This is a genomic window from Intrasporangium sp., assembly GCF_040414665.1.
Classification (GTDB): Bacteria; Actinomycetota; Actinomycetes; order Actinomycetales; family Dermatophilaceae; genus Intrasporangium.
In genome coordinates, this window is record NZ_JBEDUL010000040.1 from 1 (window position 1) to 16686 (window position 16686).

Below are 16686 nucleotides of genomic sequence, written 5' to 3' on the forward strand. Positions count from 1 at the left end.
GAGCCGCCAGGAGAAGAAGCAGCACAAGAAGCTCGAAAAGGCCAAGGCGAAGGTCGAGAAGAAGGCCAAGAAGCTCACGAGCTGACCTTGGGTGCCTGGCGTCATGCCGTATGCCGCTGGGCTGGCCCTCGTTGGCCCGCTGCCGGCAGCCGACACCGCTGCGCAGATGGCGGCGACGCTGGCCGCCCCACCGACCCGGCGCCCACCCGAGACCCCCCGACAGCGCCGCGCCCGCAAAGCCCGGGAACGACGGCAACGCCCCGACTGGAACGACCCACCCCCCTTCTGAGTCCTGCGCCACGTTTCCGCGCCCTTGCGTGCCGCCCACGCCACGATGGGGGTGGGCGGTGATGACGATGAGAAGGGCTCAGGATGCGACCTCGCTGACCTTCCTCGGCGGTGCCGGAACCGTGACGGGCAGCAAGTTCCTCCTCGAGCACGCCGGGCGTCGACTCCTCGTCGACTGCGGTCTCTACCAGGGGGAGAAGCAGTGGCGTCGCCTCAACTGGGAGGCCCCACCCGTGGATCCGACGACGATTGACGACGTCGTGCTGTCGCACGCGCACCTCGACCACTGCGGCTACCTGCCTCGGCTCGCGAGGGACGGCTTCTCCGGCCCGGTCCACTGCACCGCGGCGACGGCCGACCTCGCTCGGATCATCCTGCGGGACAGCGCCTACCTCCAGGAGGAAGAGGCCGCCAACGCGGCGAAGTACGGATGGTCCCGGCATGCCGAGCCGCTTCCGCTCTACACGGGTGCCGACGCCGAGCGTGCCATCAAGCTGATGCAGCCCAGTGGACCCGGACGGCGGCTCCGGCTCGGCGACGGCCCTCCGGAGCTGGATCTGGAGGTCGCCCTCCTGCGATCCGGCCATGTCCTCGGCTCCACCAGTCCGCACGTGACGGCGGGCAACGCAACGGTCCTCTTCTCGGGCGACCTCGGGCGCCCCGCCCACCCCATCCTCACGGCCCCAGAGCCGCCGCTCGCGTCCCGGACCGTCGTCATCGAGTCGACCTACGGCGACCGGAGCCACCCGGCGGTCGACCCCACCCACCCGGAGATGGCCGCGGCGATCCGCCGCACCATCGAACGCGACGGATCCGTGGTCATCCCCGCCTTCGCGGTGGACCGGACCGAGATCGTCCTGCTCGCGCTCGCCGGAATGCTCGAGCGGGGCGACATCCCCGACGTCCCGGTGTGGATGGACAGCCCGATGGCGATCGACACCCTCGAGGTCTATCGCAATCCTGCGCACCGGGACGAGGTCCGTCCCGGAGTGCTGGCGGCGCTTGCCGGGATGACCCAGCTCCGGGCGGCTCGAACCGCGGAGGAGTCGATGCGTCTCAACAACCCGGGGAGTCCCTGCATCATGGTCTCCGCGTCGGGCATGGCCACAGGTGGGCGCGTCGTCCACCACCTCCGACACCTGCTCCCGCAGGAGCGGAACCTCATCCTGCTCACCGGCTACCAGGCCGTGGGCACTCGCGGGCGGTCACTGGCCGACGGCGCCCGGGAGCTGAAGATCGCCGGCCGCTATGTCCGCGTCCGTGCGGAGGTCCTGCAGCTCGACGACTTCTCGGTGCACGCCGATGCGGACGAGCTCGTCGCCTGGCTGGCCGGGCTGCCCGAGCCGCCGGAGACGGTTCATGTCGTCCACGGCGAGCCCGAGGCAAGCCGCGCCCTGGCAAACCGGATCCGGGACGAGCTCGACTGCGCGGTCAACGTCCCACGCTTGCACGAGCGCGTTCTCGTCAGCTGAGGGATCAGCGATCCCCGACCCGGACCAACCCGGTCTCGTAGGCGAGAACGACCATCTGGACCCGATCGCGCAGCCTGAGCTTGGCCAGGATGCGCCCGATGTGGGTCTTCACGGTGGCCTCTGCCACGAACAAGGACCTGGCGATCTCCGTGTTGTTGAGGCCGCGTCCGACCGCCACGAGGACCTCGTGCTCGCGCTCGGTCAGGACGTCGAGTCGAGAACGGTCCTCATTGGACGGCGGCGACTCGATGAGCGGCAGGAACCGGTCGAGCAGCCGCCGCGTGGGCCCCGGCGCGACGACCGCGTCCCCGGTGTGCACCGCGCGGATCGCCGCGAGCAGGTCCGTTGGCCCGGCGTCCTTGAGCAAGAAGCCCGCGGCGCCGGCCCGCAGCGCTGCGTAGACGTACTCGTCGAGGTCGAAGGTCGTCAGGACGAGGACCTTTGGCCCCGGACGGTCGGGGATGCCGCGGGCCTGGATCCGCCTCGTCGCCTCGATCCCGTCGAGCCGCGGCATCCGGATGTCCATGAGCACGACATCGACGGCGCGCCCGGGAAGGGCATCGAGGGCGGCCTGACCGTCTCCCAGCTCGGCGACCACCTCGATGTCGGGCTCGGCGTCGAGGACCATCCGGAAGCCTGCCCGGACGAGGGCCTGGTCGTCGACGATCATCACCCGGATCCGGTCAGTCACTGCGGCTCCTTCCGGGCTGCCCAGTAGTTCGCCCGGGCAGCCGGCACTCCTGTCCAGGGCTTCGTCGGCGTCGAGCCGTCGCTCGTCGGGAGGGTCGCCCGCACCTCCCAGCCGCCGTCCGAGCGGGGTCCGGCCGTGAGCACGCCGCCGTGGAACGACACTCGCTCCCGCATCCCGGGGAGGCCATGCCCGAGCCCGTCGTCCGCGGAGGCGGCGCCGATCCCGTCGTCCGAGACGGTGATCCTGAGCGCGCCGGTAGTCTGCTCGACGGTGACCTCCGCGGCTGCTCCGGGACCTGCGTGCTTCATGACGTTGGTCAACCCCTCCTGGACCACGCGGTAGGCCGCCTGGCCCACGCCCACGGGGACGGCGCCCTGTCCGTCGAGTTCATCCGCGCCATCGCGCTCGTCCCGCAGCGACACCCGGATGCCGGCCGCGCGCACCCGCTCGACGAGGTCACCGAGCTGCCCCAGGCCACCCGCCGGCGCCAGCTCGGCCCCCGAGGTGGGATCACGCAGCACTCCGACGAGCCGCCGGGTCTCGGACAGCGCGTCCCGGGCAGTGGCACCGATTGTCTTGAGGGCGGCCACGGACTGGGGCGCCGTGTCCCGGGGACTGCGCTCAGCGGCATACGCCGCCCCGTCTGCCTGGACGACGATGACGGACAGCGCGTGCGCGACGACGTCGTGCATCTCCCGCGCAATGGCCGCCCGCTCTTCCTGGGCAGCGAGCTGCAGCTCGCGCTCTCGTTCGCGCTCGACCCGCTCTGCCCGCTCACGCAGGTCGGCGATCCGCTGGAGGCGGGTGCGTTTGAGGTCCCCGAGCATCCAGGCCGAGAGCGCCGCGGTCGCGCAGGCGACCGTCGTCGCGACGACGGCGGTCCCGCTCACGAACTCGCCGTTGACGTTGGTGAACCGGAGCCCCGCGACCACGGATCCGATCGCCGCCACGCCCAAGCCGGACAGGCGCACCCAGCGCCTCGGTTCGTAGGCGGCGAGCGAGTAGAGGGCGACGAGGAACGCGACGTCTCCCGGAAGGACGTTGCTCACCGGGACGACCCGGATTCCCAAGGCAAGGCTGACGGCGGCGAACGCGAGGGTGGGCCGGGTCCGCCGCACCGCAAGGGTGAGGAAGAGGAGGCCGAGAAGAGCCCAGTAGCCGGGCAGCGAGCCCGTGTAGGGGAGCGAGTTCACCAGCGCCAGCACCACAGCGAGCGGGAGGTCGAGGAGCCAGGGTCGACGCTGGAACCAGTCGTAGACGGAGCCCTCCTTCACGCCCTGAGCCTAGATGGCCCGCTACGCCGGCGCGTCAGACCAGGGACTGACCCCGGCGATCCGCGCGTACCCCTTCCGACGGACGCACCGAGGTGATGTGCTTGGACCGGTAGATGTCGACCGTCTCGAGGAGGACCGGATCCATGAAGGCAGCCGTCGGAGACCGAATCACCATGGCGGCCGAGCACGTCGACGGACGCGTCCGCGAGGGCACGATCCGCGAGGTGCACGGCGAGGGCGGGGCTCCGCCGTATCTCGTCGAGTGGTCGGACGGGCACACGGGTCTCATCCACCCGGGCCCGGGATCCGTCCTCAAGTGCGAGTCGGCGGAGGCCGGCAACCCCAAGACGTGACGAACGGCAGGGACCAAAGTCCCTTCTGTCCCGATGGGGTGTGCGGCGCAGGATGCGAATAGGCGGGACCCCTCGTCAGCCTGCGCATTGAGGCAGGGCCCGCCGTGCAACAGCTGGAGAGTGCCATGACTGCCTCGGACATCACCACCGCCGACCGCCCGCTCGTCCTCGAGTTCCACGAGGGCGATCGCACGATGGCCGAACTGCTCGGAGGCAAGGGTGCCGGGTTGGCCGAGATGACCCGCCTGGGGCTGCCCGTCCCGCCCGGCTTCATCGTCACGACGGACGCCTGCCGCGCCTTCCTCGCCGCCGGTGGCGACCCCGAGGGCCTGTGGGACCAGGTCGACACCGCCCTGGCCGAGCTCGAGCAGCGCTCTGGCCTCACGCTCGGCGACCCGGAGCGACCGCTGCTCGTGTCGGTCCGGTCCGGAGCGAAGTTCTCCATGCCGGGCATGATGGAGACCGTCCTCAACATCGGGCTCAACGACGAGGTCGTCGCCGCCTTGACCGAGCGTGGGGAGGCCCACTTCGCCTGGGACAGCTACCGGCGGCTCGGCCAGATGTACGGACGCACCGTCCTCGGCGTCGAGGGTGCGCGCTTTGACGACCTGCTGACCCGGGCGCGGGCCGATGCCGGCGTCGCCACCGACGCGGAGCTCGACGTGGCGCACCTCCAGCGGCTCGCGCACGACTTCCGGGCGATCATCGTCGAGGAGACCGGCAAGGAGCTGCCCCAGGATCCGCGGATTCAGCTGCGCGAGGCGGTCCGCGCGGTCTTCCGCTCCTGGAACGGCGAACGGGCCCGCCTGTACCGAGCCCATGAGGGCATTCCCGACGACCTCGGGACGGCCGTCAATGTCGTCCAGATGGTCTTCGGCAACCGTGGCGAGCGCTCCGGCAGCGGCGTCTGCTTCACGCGCAACCCGGTGACTGGCGAAGCCGGACCCTTCGGCGACTACCTGCCCGATGCCCAGGGTGAGGACGTCGTCAGCGGCGTCCGCAGCCCGATGGACCTCTCGGAGCTGCACCGGCGCGACCCCGAGATCGACGCGGAGCTGTCGCGGCACCTCGAAGCGCTCGAGCGGCACTACCGGGATCTCTGCGACGTGGAGTTCACCGTGGAGCGCGGCCGTCTCTGGATCCTGCAGACCCGGCTCGGCAAGCGCAGCCCGGCAGCCGCCTTCCGCATTGCGTCCGAGCTCACCGACGAGGGCGTCATCGACCTCGACGAAGCCCTCACCCGGGTCAACGGCCACCAGCTGACGACCCTGCTGCATCCCTCCTTCGGGGTCGGCGAGGCCGCGCCGCTGGCCACCGGACTGGCGGCCAGCCCCGGAGCGGCCGTCGGGCAGCTCGTCTTCGACGCCGCCACAGCGATGGAGTGGGCCGCCCTCGGTCGCGACGTCGTGCTGGCCCGTCCGGAGACGAGCCCCGACGACTTCGGCGGGCTGCTCGCCGCGAAGGCCGTGATCACCTCGCGCGGCGGGCTCACCTCGCACGCCGCGGTCGTGGCCCGGGGCCTCGGCAAGACCGCCGTGACCGGGATCGAGGTCATGGCCGTCGACCCGGCGGCACGGGTGGCCACCTTCCACGGTGACCATGTCCTCCGTGAGGGGACCGTCGTCTCGGTGGACGGCAGCTCCGGCGAGCTCTTCGAGGGCAGCCGCGAGATCCAGGCGAGCGTCGTCGCGACGGCGATCCAACAGGCCTCACCTCAGGCCCCGAGGGAGACGAGCGACGCGGCCGGCCAGCCCGTCGACCCCACGGCTCGCGCCGTGCTGCGGTTGCTCGAGCACGCCGACAAGACCCGGACGATGGGAGTCCGGGCCAACGCCGAGACCCCTGAGGAGGCCCGGGCGGCGCGCCGATTCGGCGCGGAGGGCATCGGCCTGTGCCGCACCGAGCACATGCTCATGGGTCCTCGCCGGCAGCTCGTCGAGCGCGTCGTGACCGACGAGGACGCGGCGGGCGCCCTGGCGGAGATCGAGGCCACCGCCCTGGACGAGTTCACCACCCTGCTGACCGTCATGGAGGGGCTCCCCGTCGTCGTCCGGCTGCTCGACCCGCCGCTGCACGAGTTCCTCCCCGACCTCGTCGACCTGTCCGTCGACGCGGCAGTCACTGCTGCCAAGGGCGAGGCCGCCGACCCGGTGGCCGAGAAGCGGCTCGCCGCGGTCCGACGGCTGCACGAGGCCAACCCGATGCTCGGGCTGCGCGGTGTCCGGCTGCTCCTCGTCCACCCCGAGGTGGCCGAGGTGCAGGTCCGTGCGCTCGCCGAGGCCGTCGCCCGGCTCGTCGGGCAGGGCCGGGACGTCCGGCCCGAGGTCATGCTGCCGCTCGTCGCCGAGGTGGCGGAGCTGACGGCAGCCCGCGAACGCCTCGAGGCCGTCATCGCCGAGGTCGGTGCCAAGCACGGTCGGACCGTCGACATCCCCGTCGGCGTCATGATCGAGCTGCCGCGCGCCGCGCTCACCGCAGCAGACCTCGCCGCTCACGCGGACTTCTTCTCCTTCGGCACGAACGACCTGACGCAGACCACGTGGGGCATCTCCCGCGACGACGCCGAGGCGAGTTTCCTCGCGCTCTACCGCGAGCAGGGCATCATCGCCATCGACCCGTTCGAGTCGCTCGACGAGGTTGGCGTCGGGGCGCTCGTCCGGACGGCCGTGGAGCAGGGCCGCCGCACCCGTCCGGATCTCGAGCTCGGGGTCTGCGGCGAGCACGCCGGCGATCCGGCGTCGATCGGGTTCTTCGCCGCGGCCGGCATCGACTACCTGTCGTGCTCGCCGCCGCGGGTTCCCGTGGCCCGGCTCGAGGCGGGCCGCCAGGCCGTCCTCACGGCCGGCGCGCATCCCACCTCCGACACGAGGTGATCCTAGGAGGATGCCGTATGCCGCTGAGCGCCTCCCAGCCCAGCCCTGCTCCCAGCCGACGTGCGGGCCGACGGACTACCACGAGGACCCGCGGAAACGCGCGCTCGTGCTCCCCAGGTCGCCGCGACCACGCGCCGTGGTAGTCCAAAGGGCCCACCCAACGCTGCCGAGCGCCGCTAGTCAGCCGGTCGGCGGACCGGGCTGCTCGCGGTGTGTCGCGGCGTAGACAGCGGCCTGGGTGCGAGTCTCCATGCCCATCTTGCTGAGGACCGACGAGACGTAGTTCTTCACCGTCTTCTCGGCGAGGCGGAGGCGGTCGCCGATCTGGCGGTTCGTCATGCCGTCGGCGACCAGGTCGAGGATGCGGCGCTCGACCGGTGAGAGCGACTTCAGCCGTGGGTCCCGCTCCTCGTGCGAGGCCCAGCGGTCGCGCAACGCCTTCGCGTGCGGATGGTCCGACAGGTCCTCACCCGCGGCGACGCGCCGGATGGCGGCGACGATCCCCTCACCGCTCAGCTGCTTGAGCAGGTAGCCGGACGCGCCCGCGAGCACGGAGGCCACGAGCGCCTGGTCGTCGTCGTAGGACGTCAGCATGAGAGCCCTGATGCGGGGGTCCACCGAACGGATCTCGCGACACACCTCGATGCCGGACCCGTCGGGGAGGCGCACGTCGAGCACGGCGACATCAGGCAGCAGGGCGGGGATGCGGCGGGCCGCCTCCCGTGCCGAGCCGGACTCGCCGATGACCTCCATGTCCGGGCTGCTCTCGACGAGCTCACGCAGGCCCCGCCGGACGATCTCGTGGTCGTCCAGCAGGTAGACCCGGATGGGCTCCCTGATGGGGTCTGTGCCGGACCCGTCCGTCGGCGTCGCCTCGCTCATCTCTTCCCCCTGGTCATTCTCTCGTTAGTCGGGACCCGCCAGCTCAGCGCGGTGCCACCGGACCGGCCGGGCCGGATGTCCAAGGTGCCTCCGTGCGCGGTCGCGCGGTTTCGCAGGTTGACCAGGCCGCTGCGGGCGTCCTCCGGGTCGAAGCCGATCCCGTCGTCCAGGACATCGACGAACAGGCCACCCGCGCTGTCCAGGCCGTCGACCCGGACCGTCGCCGAGCGGGCGTGGGCGTGCCGCGCCACGTTCGCCAGCCCCTCCCGGACGACCGCGATGACGTCGGCGCGCAGCTGCTCGGACAGCGGCGCCAGCCCCCGAGAGACCGTCACGTCGGGCACGAAGCCGAGGCTGACGGCATACGACTCGGCGATGGCCCGCAGCGTGCCGAGGAGGCTCTCACCGGGGTCCTCCGTGTGCAGCTCGAAGATCGCCTGGCGGATCTGCCGGATGGCCCGGTCCAGGTCGTCGACGGCCTTGCTCAGGCGGCTGCGGACCACGGGGTGCTGGGCCAGCGGCACCGCGGACTGGAGCGACAGCCCGGTGGCGAAGAGCTGCTGGATGACGTTGTCGTGCATCTCGCGCGCGATCCGCTCGCGCTCCTCGAGCAGTGCCACCCGTCCCCGGTCCGCGTGGGCCTGGGCGGCGAGGATCGCGACACCGGCCTGCACGGCGTACGTCGTCTGCATCGGCAGGGCGTCGCGTGCGGTCGACTCCTCGTGCCGCTCCCAGCCGCTGACGAGGACGCCGATGGCGCGCGGACCCGTGCCGAGTGGCACGAGCGCCACCGCTGTCGTGGCATCGAGGCCCAGGACGGCGCGGGCCTCCTCGGCCGGCCTGGCCCTCGGGTCGATCGGCCCACCCGGGACGTGCAAGACCGGCTGACGCGACTCGAGCAGCTCCTCCCACCGCCGGCCACCGAGGATGGCTCCGGACGGCTCCCCGGACGATGGCCCGCTGGATGCGGGACCCCGGTCGATGGCCCGGATCTCGAGACGCCCGACCGCATCGAGCACCGCCACTGCTGTGACGAGCGCACCGCTGAGGTCCCGCACCTGCGCCGCCATGAGGGCGACCGACGGGTCCTCGGACTCCGACTCCAGCAGGGACTGGACGAGCTCGCTCGTGGCAGCGGACCACTGCTGCCGGATCTCGCTCTGGGCCAGCAGGCGGGCGTTCTCGAGAGCGGAGCCGGCGGCACTGGCGAGCGACACGAGCAGCGCCTCGTCGTCGCGGCTGAAGTCGCCACCGTCGACCTTCTCGGCGACGTAGATGTTGCCGAAGACCCGGTCGCGGATCCGGATCGGCGCGCCGAGCAGGGTGCGCATCGGGGGATGGTTCGGAGGGAAGCCCACCGACTTGGGATGGGTCGTCAGGTCGTGCAGGCGCAGGGGTCGGGGATCGGTGAGGAGCACGCCGAGCACCCCATGACCCGTCGGCGGTGGCCCGATGGCCGCCGCCAGCTCGGGCCGGATCCCGTGCGTGTGGAACCCGGACAGGGACTGTCCGTCCCGTCCCAGCACGCCGAGGGCGCCATACCGGGCGCCGAGGAGCTCGCACGCGCCGGACACGATCCGGGAGAGCACCTCCGGGAGCTCGAGGTCGGCGCTCAGCGGCATGATGGCGTCGACGAAGGAGCCGAGCCGGTCGTCGACGACCTGCTCGCCCGACACCGCGGCCGATTCCATGCTCCGATCGTATGCGGGGGCGTCGCGTTCGGGCCGTTTCGTCGCAGAGCGCATGATCGGGACCTTCGGCCCTCCCTGGTCGTCAGCCGCTTTGCTGTGCTGGTTCCGTCGGTTCAGGATCCAAGGAGGCCATCATGCGCGCACGAGTCGGAGACCGCATCATTCTCGCTGCCGAGCACATCGACGAAGCCACGAGGGACGGCGAGATCCTGGAGATTCGCGGCACGAAGGGTGCACCGCCCTACGTCGTGCGCTGGTCGAATGGCCACACCGGACTGATCTATCCCGGGCCCGGTGCCGTCCTGAGGATCGGCGCTGCGCCCGGGGTTCCCATCCCGTCATCGGTGCCCGTGACGGCGCAGCACAGCCCCGAGGTGGGCCACGTCCGCGAGTGGAACGTCCGGGTGTCGATCTTCGAGTCGGGTGACGAGACGAGCGCGAACGTCGTCCTCATCGCGGACGCACCCGACCCCCTCAGCGCGAGGGGCACCGCACACCGGTCATCGCACGATGTTGGGGTGCCCGAGATCGGCGACGAGGTGGCCGTGGCCCGCGCGCTGCGACACCTCGCCGACAAGCTCATGGAGACTGCCGAGACGGACGTCTCGGTGATGACAGGCGAAGAGGCCCATATCAAGGCCATCTGAGCCGGGGCCGCGCGACGTCACCTCGGCGAGGGCCTCAGGGCTCGTAGGCCCTCACGAGTGGGACGCCGGCGCGGTACGACAGGTGCAGGTGGCTCGGACCGTTGACCACCGCGAGCTCGGCGGGCTCGCCGACGGCGAGACGCCGGTCCAGCCCGAGCGACCTGCCCGACGTGGCCGTCGAGGCGTACAGCGCCTCGGCGGGGGTCATCCCCATCTCCCGCACGGCCAGGGCGATGGCGAAGGGGATGGACGACGAGTAGCAGGTGCCCGGGTTGCAGTCCGAGGCCAGGGCGACATCGACCCCGGCGTCGATGAGTCGGCGGGCGTCCGGATAGGGCGACCGGGTCGAGAACTCGACGCCCGGCAGCAGCGTCGCCACCGTCGTGCCGTGGGCGGCCGCAAGCGCCTCGACGTCGCCGTCGGTGAGGTGCGTGCAGTGGTCGACGCTCGCCGCGCCGAGCTCGCACGCGAGCTGCACCCCGGGACCCGGACCGAGCTGGTTGCCGTGGACGCGTAGCGCGAGGCCGCGCGCCCGGGCTGCCGTCAGGATCGTGCGCGCCTCCTCCTCGTCGAACGCGTGCTTGGAGTGCGGCTCACAGAACACGTCGACGTATGCCGCTGGGCTCGCTTCCAGCCCGTCGGCCAGGAGTGCGTCGAGCATGGGTCCCGTGACGAGGTCGACGTAGTCCGCCCGGCGGTCGGCGTACTCGGGCGGGACGACGTGGGCGCCGAGGAACGTCGTGTGGGGCGTGAACTCGCGCGCGATCCGCAGGGAGCGAAGCTCGTCCTCGAGGGTGAGCCCGTAGCCGCTCTTGATCTCGACCGTCGTCGTGCCCTGGGCCCGCATCTCCGCGACGCGACCAGCGACCAGCGCGCGCAGCTCGTCGTCCGTCGCGGCGCGGGTCGCCGCGACCGAGACCGCGATGCCACCGCCGTCGTACGGCGTGCCGGTCATCCGGGCCGCGAACTCGGCGGAGCGGTCACCGGCGAAGACGAGGTGGGTGTGGGAGTCGACGAACCCGGGGATGACGGCCCGCCCACCGAGGTCCCGGCGATCGTCCGCGTCCGGAGCGTCCGCTGCCGGGCCGACCCACTCGATGACCTGCCCGCCGGCCACGCCGACGCCGTCCCCCACGACCAGTGCCGCATCGCGGATCGTCCCGAGGAGCCGGTCGCCCGGGTCGGCCTGTCCCTCCCCCCAGGCCGGGTCGTTGGTGACGAGCTCCGCGATTCCCGTGAGCAGCGTGCTCACGGGGCGACCGCCGTGCCGACGACCCGGTCGATCGACGACCCGAGCAGGCGGCCGACGTCGCCGAGCCGGTGCTGGCCGTCGCGGACGACGAGGTCGCCGCCGACGACGACGGCGGACACGTCGGACGCGACGCACGAGTAGAAGATCTGGTCCGGGGCGGATCCAGCGGTGTTGACCGTGTCGGTCCGCACCGTGACGAAGTCGGCGAGCGCGCCCTTGGACAGGTGCCCGCCGTCGGACCAGCCGAGCGCGCGGTAACCGTTGAACGATGCTGCCTGGAGCAGCTCGGCGGGCGTGAACCGGTCCCGCTCGTTGGTGACGAGCCGCTCGTGCATCTCGACGCCGCGCAGCTCCTCGAAGGGGTCGATGACGACGTGCTGGTCCGATCCGAGGGAGAGCGGAGTGCCGGCGTCGTGGAGCGCGCGGCCCGGCCCGATGCCGTCGGCGAGGTCCCGCTCGGTCGTGGGGCAGAAGCAGGCTCCCGTTCCTGTGCCACCGAGCAGCTCGATGTCGCGCTCCGTCAGGTGGGTCGCGTGGACGCTCGTCAGGTTGTGGCCGAGCGCGCCGGCCTCGTCGAGCAGCTCCGTGGGGGTGCAGCCGTAGTACATCTGGCAGGCCATGTTCTCGCCGGGCTGCTCGGAGAGGTGGACATGGAGCGGCATGCTGCCCGCGGCTTCGACAACCTTGGGCAGGTCTTCCTTGCGAACCGCGCGGATCGAGTGGATCGCAGCGCCGAGGCGGACCCGGTCGTTCTCGGCCCGGCGGGCCAGCATCCGCTCGGCCCAGGCGTCGACCGAGCCGTCGCTGAACCGCAGCTGGCCGGGATGCAGCTCGACGTAGCCGCCGCCGTTGAGGCCGCCCTCGAGGTAGCACGTGTCGAGCAGGGTCATCCGGATGCCGGCCTCGTCCGCCGCTTGGCGCACGGCGAGGCCCATCGCGTTGGGGTCGCCGAACTTCTTGCCGCCCGGCCGATGGTGCACGTAGTGGAACTCGCCGACGAGGGTGAAGCCCGCGAGCACCATCTCCGCGAAGACCGCGCGGGCGAGCGCGAGGTAGGTGTCCGGGTTGAGCTGGGCAGCAACTTGGTACATCTGCTCGCGCCAGTTCCAGAAGTTGCCCCCACCACCATTGACCCGCCCCCGCAGGGCCCGGTGGAAGGCGTGGCTGTGCGTGTTGGCCATCCCGGGCAACGTGATGCCCTCAAGGATGACGTCGCTGGGCTCCGGGTCCGCGTCGACGAGCACCTCCCTGAACAGGCCCCCGGAGACGACGAGCCGGACCCGCTTGGCGAATCCCCTTGTCAGGAAAGCGCTCTCGCACCAAAACGTGGTCATGCCTGCAGATCCTCCGTCTGGGTCCCTGGGTCTCGATGGTCCGACGTGCACAGGTCGGTGACGACTGCTGTCAGGGCGGCGACCCCACGGTGGCAGTCCTCGGGCTCGGCGAACTCGGCCGGCGAGTGCGAGACCCCCGTCGGGTTGCGGACGAAGAGCATCGCAGTCGGGATCCCATGGGTCGCGAGGATGCCCGCGTCGTGTCCCGCTCCGGTACCGAGCAGGGGCGCATGAGGCAGTATGCCGGTCAATCGGCTCAGGAGCGCGGCGTCGAAGCGGGTCGTCGGAGTCCAGGACTCCTCCTCGTGCGTTCCGTCGAGCTCGTCCGCGGCCGTGAGGACCCCGCCCACGGTGGCCCGGACCGCGCGCTCCGCGGGACCACGCGCGTCCAGCCACGCGGTCACGTGACTCGGGATGGCGTTGACCCCTCCCGGCTCGACCCGCACCTTCCCGACGGTGGCGACACAACCCAGCTCAGCGGCATACGACCTCGCCTGTTGGACGACGGTCGCGAGACCGAGCATGGCATCGCGACGATCCTCCAGACGGGTCGTCCCGGCGTGGTTGGCCTCGCCGGGGATCTCGATGCGCCATCGGCCGTGCGGCCAGATGTCGGTCCCGATGCCGACCGCGTGGGATCTGTCGGGGTCGAGCGCGAGCGTCCGCCCCTGCTCGACGTGCAGCTCGACGAAGGCGTGGACCCGTCGGAGCGCCTCGGCGTCGGGGCCGAGCGTCGAGGGATCACGGCCCGCGGCGCGCCAGGCCTCGGCCATCGTGATGCCGTCGCCGTCGGTGAGGCCGAGGGCCCGGTCGGCGCCCAGGGCGCCGGTGATGAGGCGGGAGCCGGCGCAGGCGATGCCGAAGCGGGCGCCCTCCTCGTCGGCGAAGTTGACGACGCCGATGGGGCGGGCCGGGGTCACGCCGGCCGCACGGAGGGCGTCGACGGTCGCGAGGGCGCTGACGACGCCGAGCGGACCGTCGAAGGCGCCTCCATCCGGGACCGAGTCGAGGTGGCTGCCCATGACGATCCCGGGCGTCGTGTCCGGGTCACCCCACCAGGCCCACTGGTTGCCGGCCCGGTCCTCGGTGAGGACGAGGCCGCGGTCCGCGCACTCCGCCGCGAACCACTCACGCAGGTCGTGGTCGGTGCGGGTCCAGGCGAAGCGCCGGTAGCCCCCGGTGGCGCCGTCCCGCCCGATGGGTGCAAGCGCCGCCCACATCGGGTCGAACCCCGTCGTCGTCATCGACTGCACCCCCTCAACTTAGGCTGTCTCCATGACGGACGACGAGCGGATCACCCCGGCGATCGAGGCCGTGCGGGCCGCCGGGATTGACCACACGGTGACACGCCACGGCCGGGTGCGCTCGCTGGAGGAGGCCGCGGCCGCTCGAGGCATCGAGCCGCGAGACCTCATCAAGACCCTCGTCGTCCGGGTGTCGGAGGGTGAGCACGTCTTCGTCCTCGTGCCGGGCGACCGGACGTTCTCGTGGGCCAAGGTGCGCCGGCTGCTGGGAACGAACCGGATCTCGATGCCCGACGCAGCGGAGGCGAAGGCGGTGACGGGGTACGAGCGGGGCACGATCACGCCGTTCGGGTCGACGACGCCCCTGCCGGTCATCGCCGACACCCACCTGCGCGGCCGGACCATCTCGCTCGGGGGCGGCGACCACGGCGTCGGCCTCACGGTGGCCGGCGACGACGTCATCCGCCAGTTCGACGCGACGGTCGCCGACATCTCCGACGAGGAGAGCACGCGCACGCCCTGATCACTCCTTCATCGGGACGCGGACGCCGCGCTCCCTCGCCACCTGCTCGGCCCGCTCGTAGCCCGCGTCGACGTGCCGGATGACGCCCATGCCGGGGTCGTTCGTCAGGACCCGCGCCAGCTTCTCGGCAGCCAGCTCGGTGCCGTCGGCCACCGACACCTGACCGGCGTGGATCGAGCGCCCGATCCCGACTCCGCCGCCGTGGTGGATCGACACCCAGGACGCCCCCGAGGCCGTGTTGACCAGCGCATTGAGCAGCGGCCAGTCCGCGATCGCGTCGGAGCCGTCGGCCATCGCCTCGGTCTCTCGGTAGGGGCTCGCCACGGACCCGGCGTCGAGGTGGTCGCGCCCGATGACGACCGGTGCGGAGATCTCGCCCGAGGCCACCAGCTCGTTGAACCGGAGCCCGGCCTTGTCCCGTTCGCCGTAGCCGAGCCAGCAGATCCGGGCCGGCAGCCCCTGGAAGGCCACGCGCTCCTGCGCACCACGGATCCACTTGTGCAGCCGGTCGTTGTCCGGGAAGAGGTCGAGGACGGCCCGGTCGGTCACGGCGATGTCCTTGGCGTCCCCGGAGAGCGCCGCCCAGCGGAACGGACCCTTGCCCTCGCAGAAGAGCGGCCGGATGTAGGCCGGCACGAAGCCGGGGAACTCGAACGCGCGATCATAGCCGCCCTGCCGCGCCTCGTCCCGGATCGAGTTGCCGTAGTCGAAGACCTCGGCCCCGCCGTCCTGGAACTCGACCATCGCCTGGACGTGCCTCGCCATCGATGCCCGCGCCCGGTCGGTGAACTCCTCGGGCTTCTTCTCGGCGTACTCGTGCCAGTCCTCGAGCGAGATCCCCTCGGGCAGGTAGCTGAGCGGGTCGTGCGCCGAGGTCTGGTCGGTGACGATGTCGATCGGCACCCCGCGACGCAGCAGCTCGGGGAACACCTCGGCGGCATTGCCGACGACGCCCACGGACCAGGCCCGCTTCTCCTCCCTCGCCCGCACGGCCTTCTCGACCGCGTCGTCGAGGCTCTCGGCCACCTCGTCGAGGTATCGGTGTTCAACCCGGCGCGCCAAACGGCTCGGATCGACGTCGACGATGAGGCAGGCACCGCCGTTCAGGGTGACCGCGAGCGGCTGGGCACCACCCATGCCACCGCAGCCGGCGGTGAGCGTCAGTGTGCCGGCGAGCGTCCCGTCGAAGCGCTTCTCCGCGACGGCCGCGAACGTCTCGTAGGTCCCCTGGACGATGCCCTGGGTGCCGATGTAGATCCACGATCCGGCGGTCATCTGGCCGTACATCGTCAGTCCCAGGTGCTCGAGGCGGCGGAACTCGGGCCAGGTCGCCCAGTCGCCGACGAGGTTGGAGTTGGCGATGAGCACGCGCGGCGCCCACTCGTGCGTCTGCATCACGCCGACCGGACGCCCGGACTGCACGAGCATCGTCTCGTCCGGCTTGAGCGTGGTCAGGGTGCGGACCATCGCGTCGAAGGACTTCCAGTCCCGCGCGGCACGGCCGGTCCCGCCGTAGACGACGAGGTCGTCGGGGCGCTCGGCGTTCTCGGGATCCAGGTTGTTCATCAGCATCCGCAGGGGCGCCTCGGCCCCCCAGTGCTGGGCGGTGAGCTTGGTGCCGCGCGGGGCGCGTACGGGGCGGGCGCCTTCCATGTCGATGTCCTTCCTTGCTGGGGGTCGGTGGGGGTCTTCAGCCGAGTGGGCCGGTCACGGACTCGGCCGCCGCGACGGCGGCGCCACTCGCGACGAACTGCACAGCGATCTCGATCTCGGGGGCGAGGAAACGGTCGGGCCCCGGTGCGGGCGCGCCGGCCTCGCGCAGGGCGCGGACCACGGCCTTGGTCGCCGGTGCCGGCTGGAGCGGAGCGCGCAGCTCGAGGGCCCGGGCCGCCGTGAGCAGCTCGACGGCCAGGACCCGGGTCAGACCGTCGACGGAGCGGCGCAGCTTGCGCGCGGCCGACCAGCCCATCGAGACGTGATCCTCCTGCATCGCGCTGGACGGGATCGAGTCGACGGACGCCGGCACCGCCAGCCGCTTGAGCTCCGAGACCACCGCCGCCTGGGTGTACTGGGCGATCATGTGACCGGAGTCGACGCCGGGGTCGTCGGCGAGGAAGGCGGGCAGCCCGTGGTTGCGGGCCACGTCCAGCATGCGGTCGGTG

The 16686-nt window shown here is 71.8% G+C and carries 14 protein-coding genes; 5 read left to right on the forward strand and 9 right to left on the reverse strand.

The genetic code is table 11. From position 1 onward, the window contains the following. The first annotated feature begins 356 nt into the window (after positions 1-356). A complete protein-coding gene (locus ABF401_RS04665; protein ID WP_353508371.1) occupies positions 357-1760 on the forward strand; it encodes an MBL fold metallo-hydrolase RNA specificity domain-containing protein in 1404 nt (467 codons plus the stop codon). A gap of 4 nt (positions 1761-1764) precedes the next feature. Here the strand turns inward: ABF401_RS04665 and ABF401_RS04670 are convergent, their stop codons facing one another. Then, positions 1765-2430 (reverse strand): response regulator transcription factor, encoded by a 666-nt coding sequence (locus tag ABF401_RS04670; protein WP_502908193.1) that lies wholly within the window; start codon positions 2428-2430, stop codon positions 1765-1767. Positions 2431-2447: 17 nt separating this feature from the next. Next, complete coding sequence (locus tag ABF401_RS04675) at positions 2448-3725, reverse strand: sensor histidine kinase (protein WP_353508373.1); 1278 nt, start codon at positions 3723-3725, stop codon at positions 2448-2450. Between the two features lie 143 nt (positions 3726-3868). Between ABF401_RS04675 and ABF401_RS04680 the strand changes: the two genes are divergently transcribed. Together ABF401_RS04680 and ppdK are read left to right on the forward strand one after the other, a co-directional pair. Beyond that, entirely contained in the window at positions 3869-4078 is a 210-nt protein-coding gene (locus ABF401_RS04680; protein ID WP_353508374.1) for a DUF1918 domain-containing protein, read from the forward strand. Between the two features lie 125 nt (positions 4079-4203). Then, a complete protein-coding gene (gene ppdK, locus ABF401_RS04685; protein WP_353508375.1) occupies positions 4204-6951 on the forward strand; it encodes a pyruvate, phosphate dikinase in 2748 nt (915 codons plus the stop codon). A gap of 180 nt (positions 6952-7131) precedes the next feature. On the opposite strand, the gene ABF401_RS04690 is transcribed toward ppdK, so the two are convergent. Together ABF401_RS04690 and ABF401_RS04695 are read right to left on the reverse strand one after the other, a co-directional pair. Then, entirely contained in the window at positions 7132-7833 is a 702-nt protein-coding gene (locus ABF401_RS04690; RefSeq protein WP_353508376.1) for a response regulator, read from the reverse strand. Next, positions 7830-9524, reverse strand: coding sequence for a GAF domain-containing sensor histidine kinase (locus tag ABF401_RS04695; RefSeq protein ID WP_353508377.1), 1695 nt, complete (start codon positions 9522-9524; stop codon positions 7830-7832). Before ABF401_RS04695 ends, ABF401_RS04690 begins: the two co-directional genes overlap by 4 nt. A gap of 134 nt (positions 9525-9658) precedes the next feature. Here ABF401_RS04695 and ABF401_RS04700 point away from each other — a divergent pair, with 134 nt between their 5' ends. Next, on the forward strand, positions 9659-10171 hold the full coding sequence (locus ABF401_RS04700; protein ID WP_353508378.1) for a dsRBD fold-containing protein: 513 nt from the start codon (positions 9659-9661) through the stop codon (positions 10169-10171). Positions 10172-10205: 34 nt separating this feature from the next. Here ABF401_RS04700 and hutI read toward each other — a convergent pair whose 3' ends face one another. Genes hutI through ABF401_RS04715 form a run of 3 tightly spaced genes read right to left on the reverse strand, consistent with a single transcriptional unit; the run spans position 10206 to position 14001 of the window. Continuing rightward, complete coding sequence (hutI, locus tag ABF401_RS04705) at positions 10206-11423, reverse strand: imidazolonepropionase (RefSeq protein ID WP_353508379.1); 1218 nt, start codon at positions 11421-11423, stop codon at positions 10206-10208. Then, positions 11420-12757: a formimidoylglutamate deiminase gene (locus ABF401_RS04710; RefSeq protein WP_353508380.1), complete on the reverse strand. Its 1338-nt coding sequence runs from the start codon at positions 12755-12757 to the stop codon at positions 11420-11422. Before ABF401_RS04710 ends, hutI begins: the two co-directional genes overlap by 4 nt. Further along, the gene (locus ABF401_RS04715; protein WP_353508381.1) at positions 12754-14001 is read right to left on the reverse strand and encodes an allantoate amidohydrolase; all 1248 of its coding nucleotides are present in this window, start codon (positions 13999-14001) and stop codon (positions 12754-12756) included. Before ABF401_RS04715 ends, ABF401_RS04710 begins: the two co-directional genes overlap by 4 nt. Before the next feature lie 31 nt (positions 14002-14032). Here ABF401_RS04715 and ABF401_RS04720 point away from each other — a divergent pair, with 31 nt between their 5' ends. After that, a complete protein-coding gene (locus ABF401_RS04720; protein ID WP_353508382.1) occupies positions 14033-14524 on the forward strand; it encodes an aminoacyl-tRNA deacylase in 492 nt (163 codons plus the stop codon). On the opposite strand, the gene hutU is transcribed toward ABF401_RS04720, so the two are convergent. Further along, positions 14525-16177 (reverse strand): urocanate hydratase, encoded by a 1653-nt coding sequence (gene hutU / locus ABF401_RS04725; protein ID WP_353508383.1) that lies wholly within the window; start codon positions 16175-16177, stop codon positions 14525-14527. 37 nt (positions 16178-16214) lie between these two features. Further along, positions 16215-16686: aromatic amino acid lyase (locus ABF401_RS04730; RefSeq protein ID WP_353508384.1), on the reverse strand; the 472-nt coding region annotated here is incomplete at its 5' end.

What these genes read in the sequence shown, in the direction of transcription:
- ABF401_RS04665 (WP_353508371.1), top strand. Translation starts at nt 357, where the DNA reads ATGAGAAGGGCTCAGGATGCGACCTCGCTGACCTTCCTCGGCGGTGCC.
- ABF401_RS04670 (WP_502908193.1), bottom strand. Translation starts at nt 2,430, where the DNA reads ATGATCGTCGACGACCAGGCCCTCGTCCGGGCAGGCTTCCGGATGGTC.
- ABF401_RS04680 (WP_353508374.1), top strand. Translation starts at nt 3,869, where the DNA reads ATGAAGGCAGCCGTCGGAGACCGAATCACCATGGCGGCCGAGCACGTC.
- ppdK (WP_353508375.1), top strand. Translation starts at nt 4,204, where the DNA reads ATGACTGCCTCGGACATCACCACCGCCGACCGCCCGCTCGTCCTCGAG.
- ABF401_RS04690 (WP_353508376.1), bottom strand. Translation starts at nt 7,833, where the DNA reads ATGAGCGAGGCGACGCCGACGGACGGGTCCGGCACAGACCCCATCAGG.
- ABF401_RS04695 (WP_353508377.1), bottom strand. Translation starts at nt 9,524, where the DNA reads ATGGAATCGGCCGCGGTGTCGGGCGAGCAGGTCGTCGACGACCGGCTC.
- ABF401_RS04700 (WP_353508378.1), top strand. Translation starts at nt 9,659, where the DNA reads ATGCGCGCACGAGTCGGAGACCGCATCATTCTCGCTGCCGAGCACATC.
- ABF401_RS04710 (WP_353508380.1), bottom strand. Translation starts at nt 12,757, where the DNA reads ATGACCACGTTTTGGTGCGAGAGCGCTTTCCTGACAAGGGGATTCGCC.
- ABF401_RS04715 (WP_353508381.1), bottom strand. Translation starts at nt 14,001, where the DNA reads ATGACGACGACGGGGTTCGACCCGATGTGGGCGGCGCTTGCACCCATC.
- ABF401_RS04720 (WP_353508382.1), top strand. Translation starts at nt 14,033, where the DNA reads ATGACGGACGACGAGCGGATCACCCCGGCGATCGAGGCCGTGCGGGCC.
- hutU (WP_353508383.1), bottom strand. Translation starts at nt 16,177, where the DNA reads ATGGAAGGCGCCCGCCCCGTACGCGCCCCGCGCGGCACCAAGCTCACC.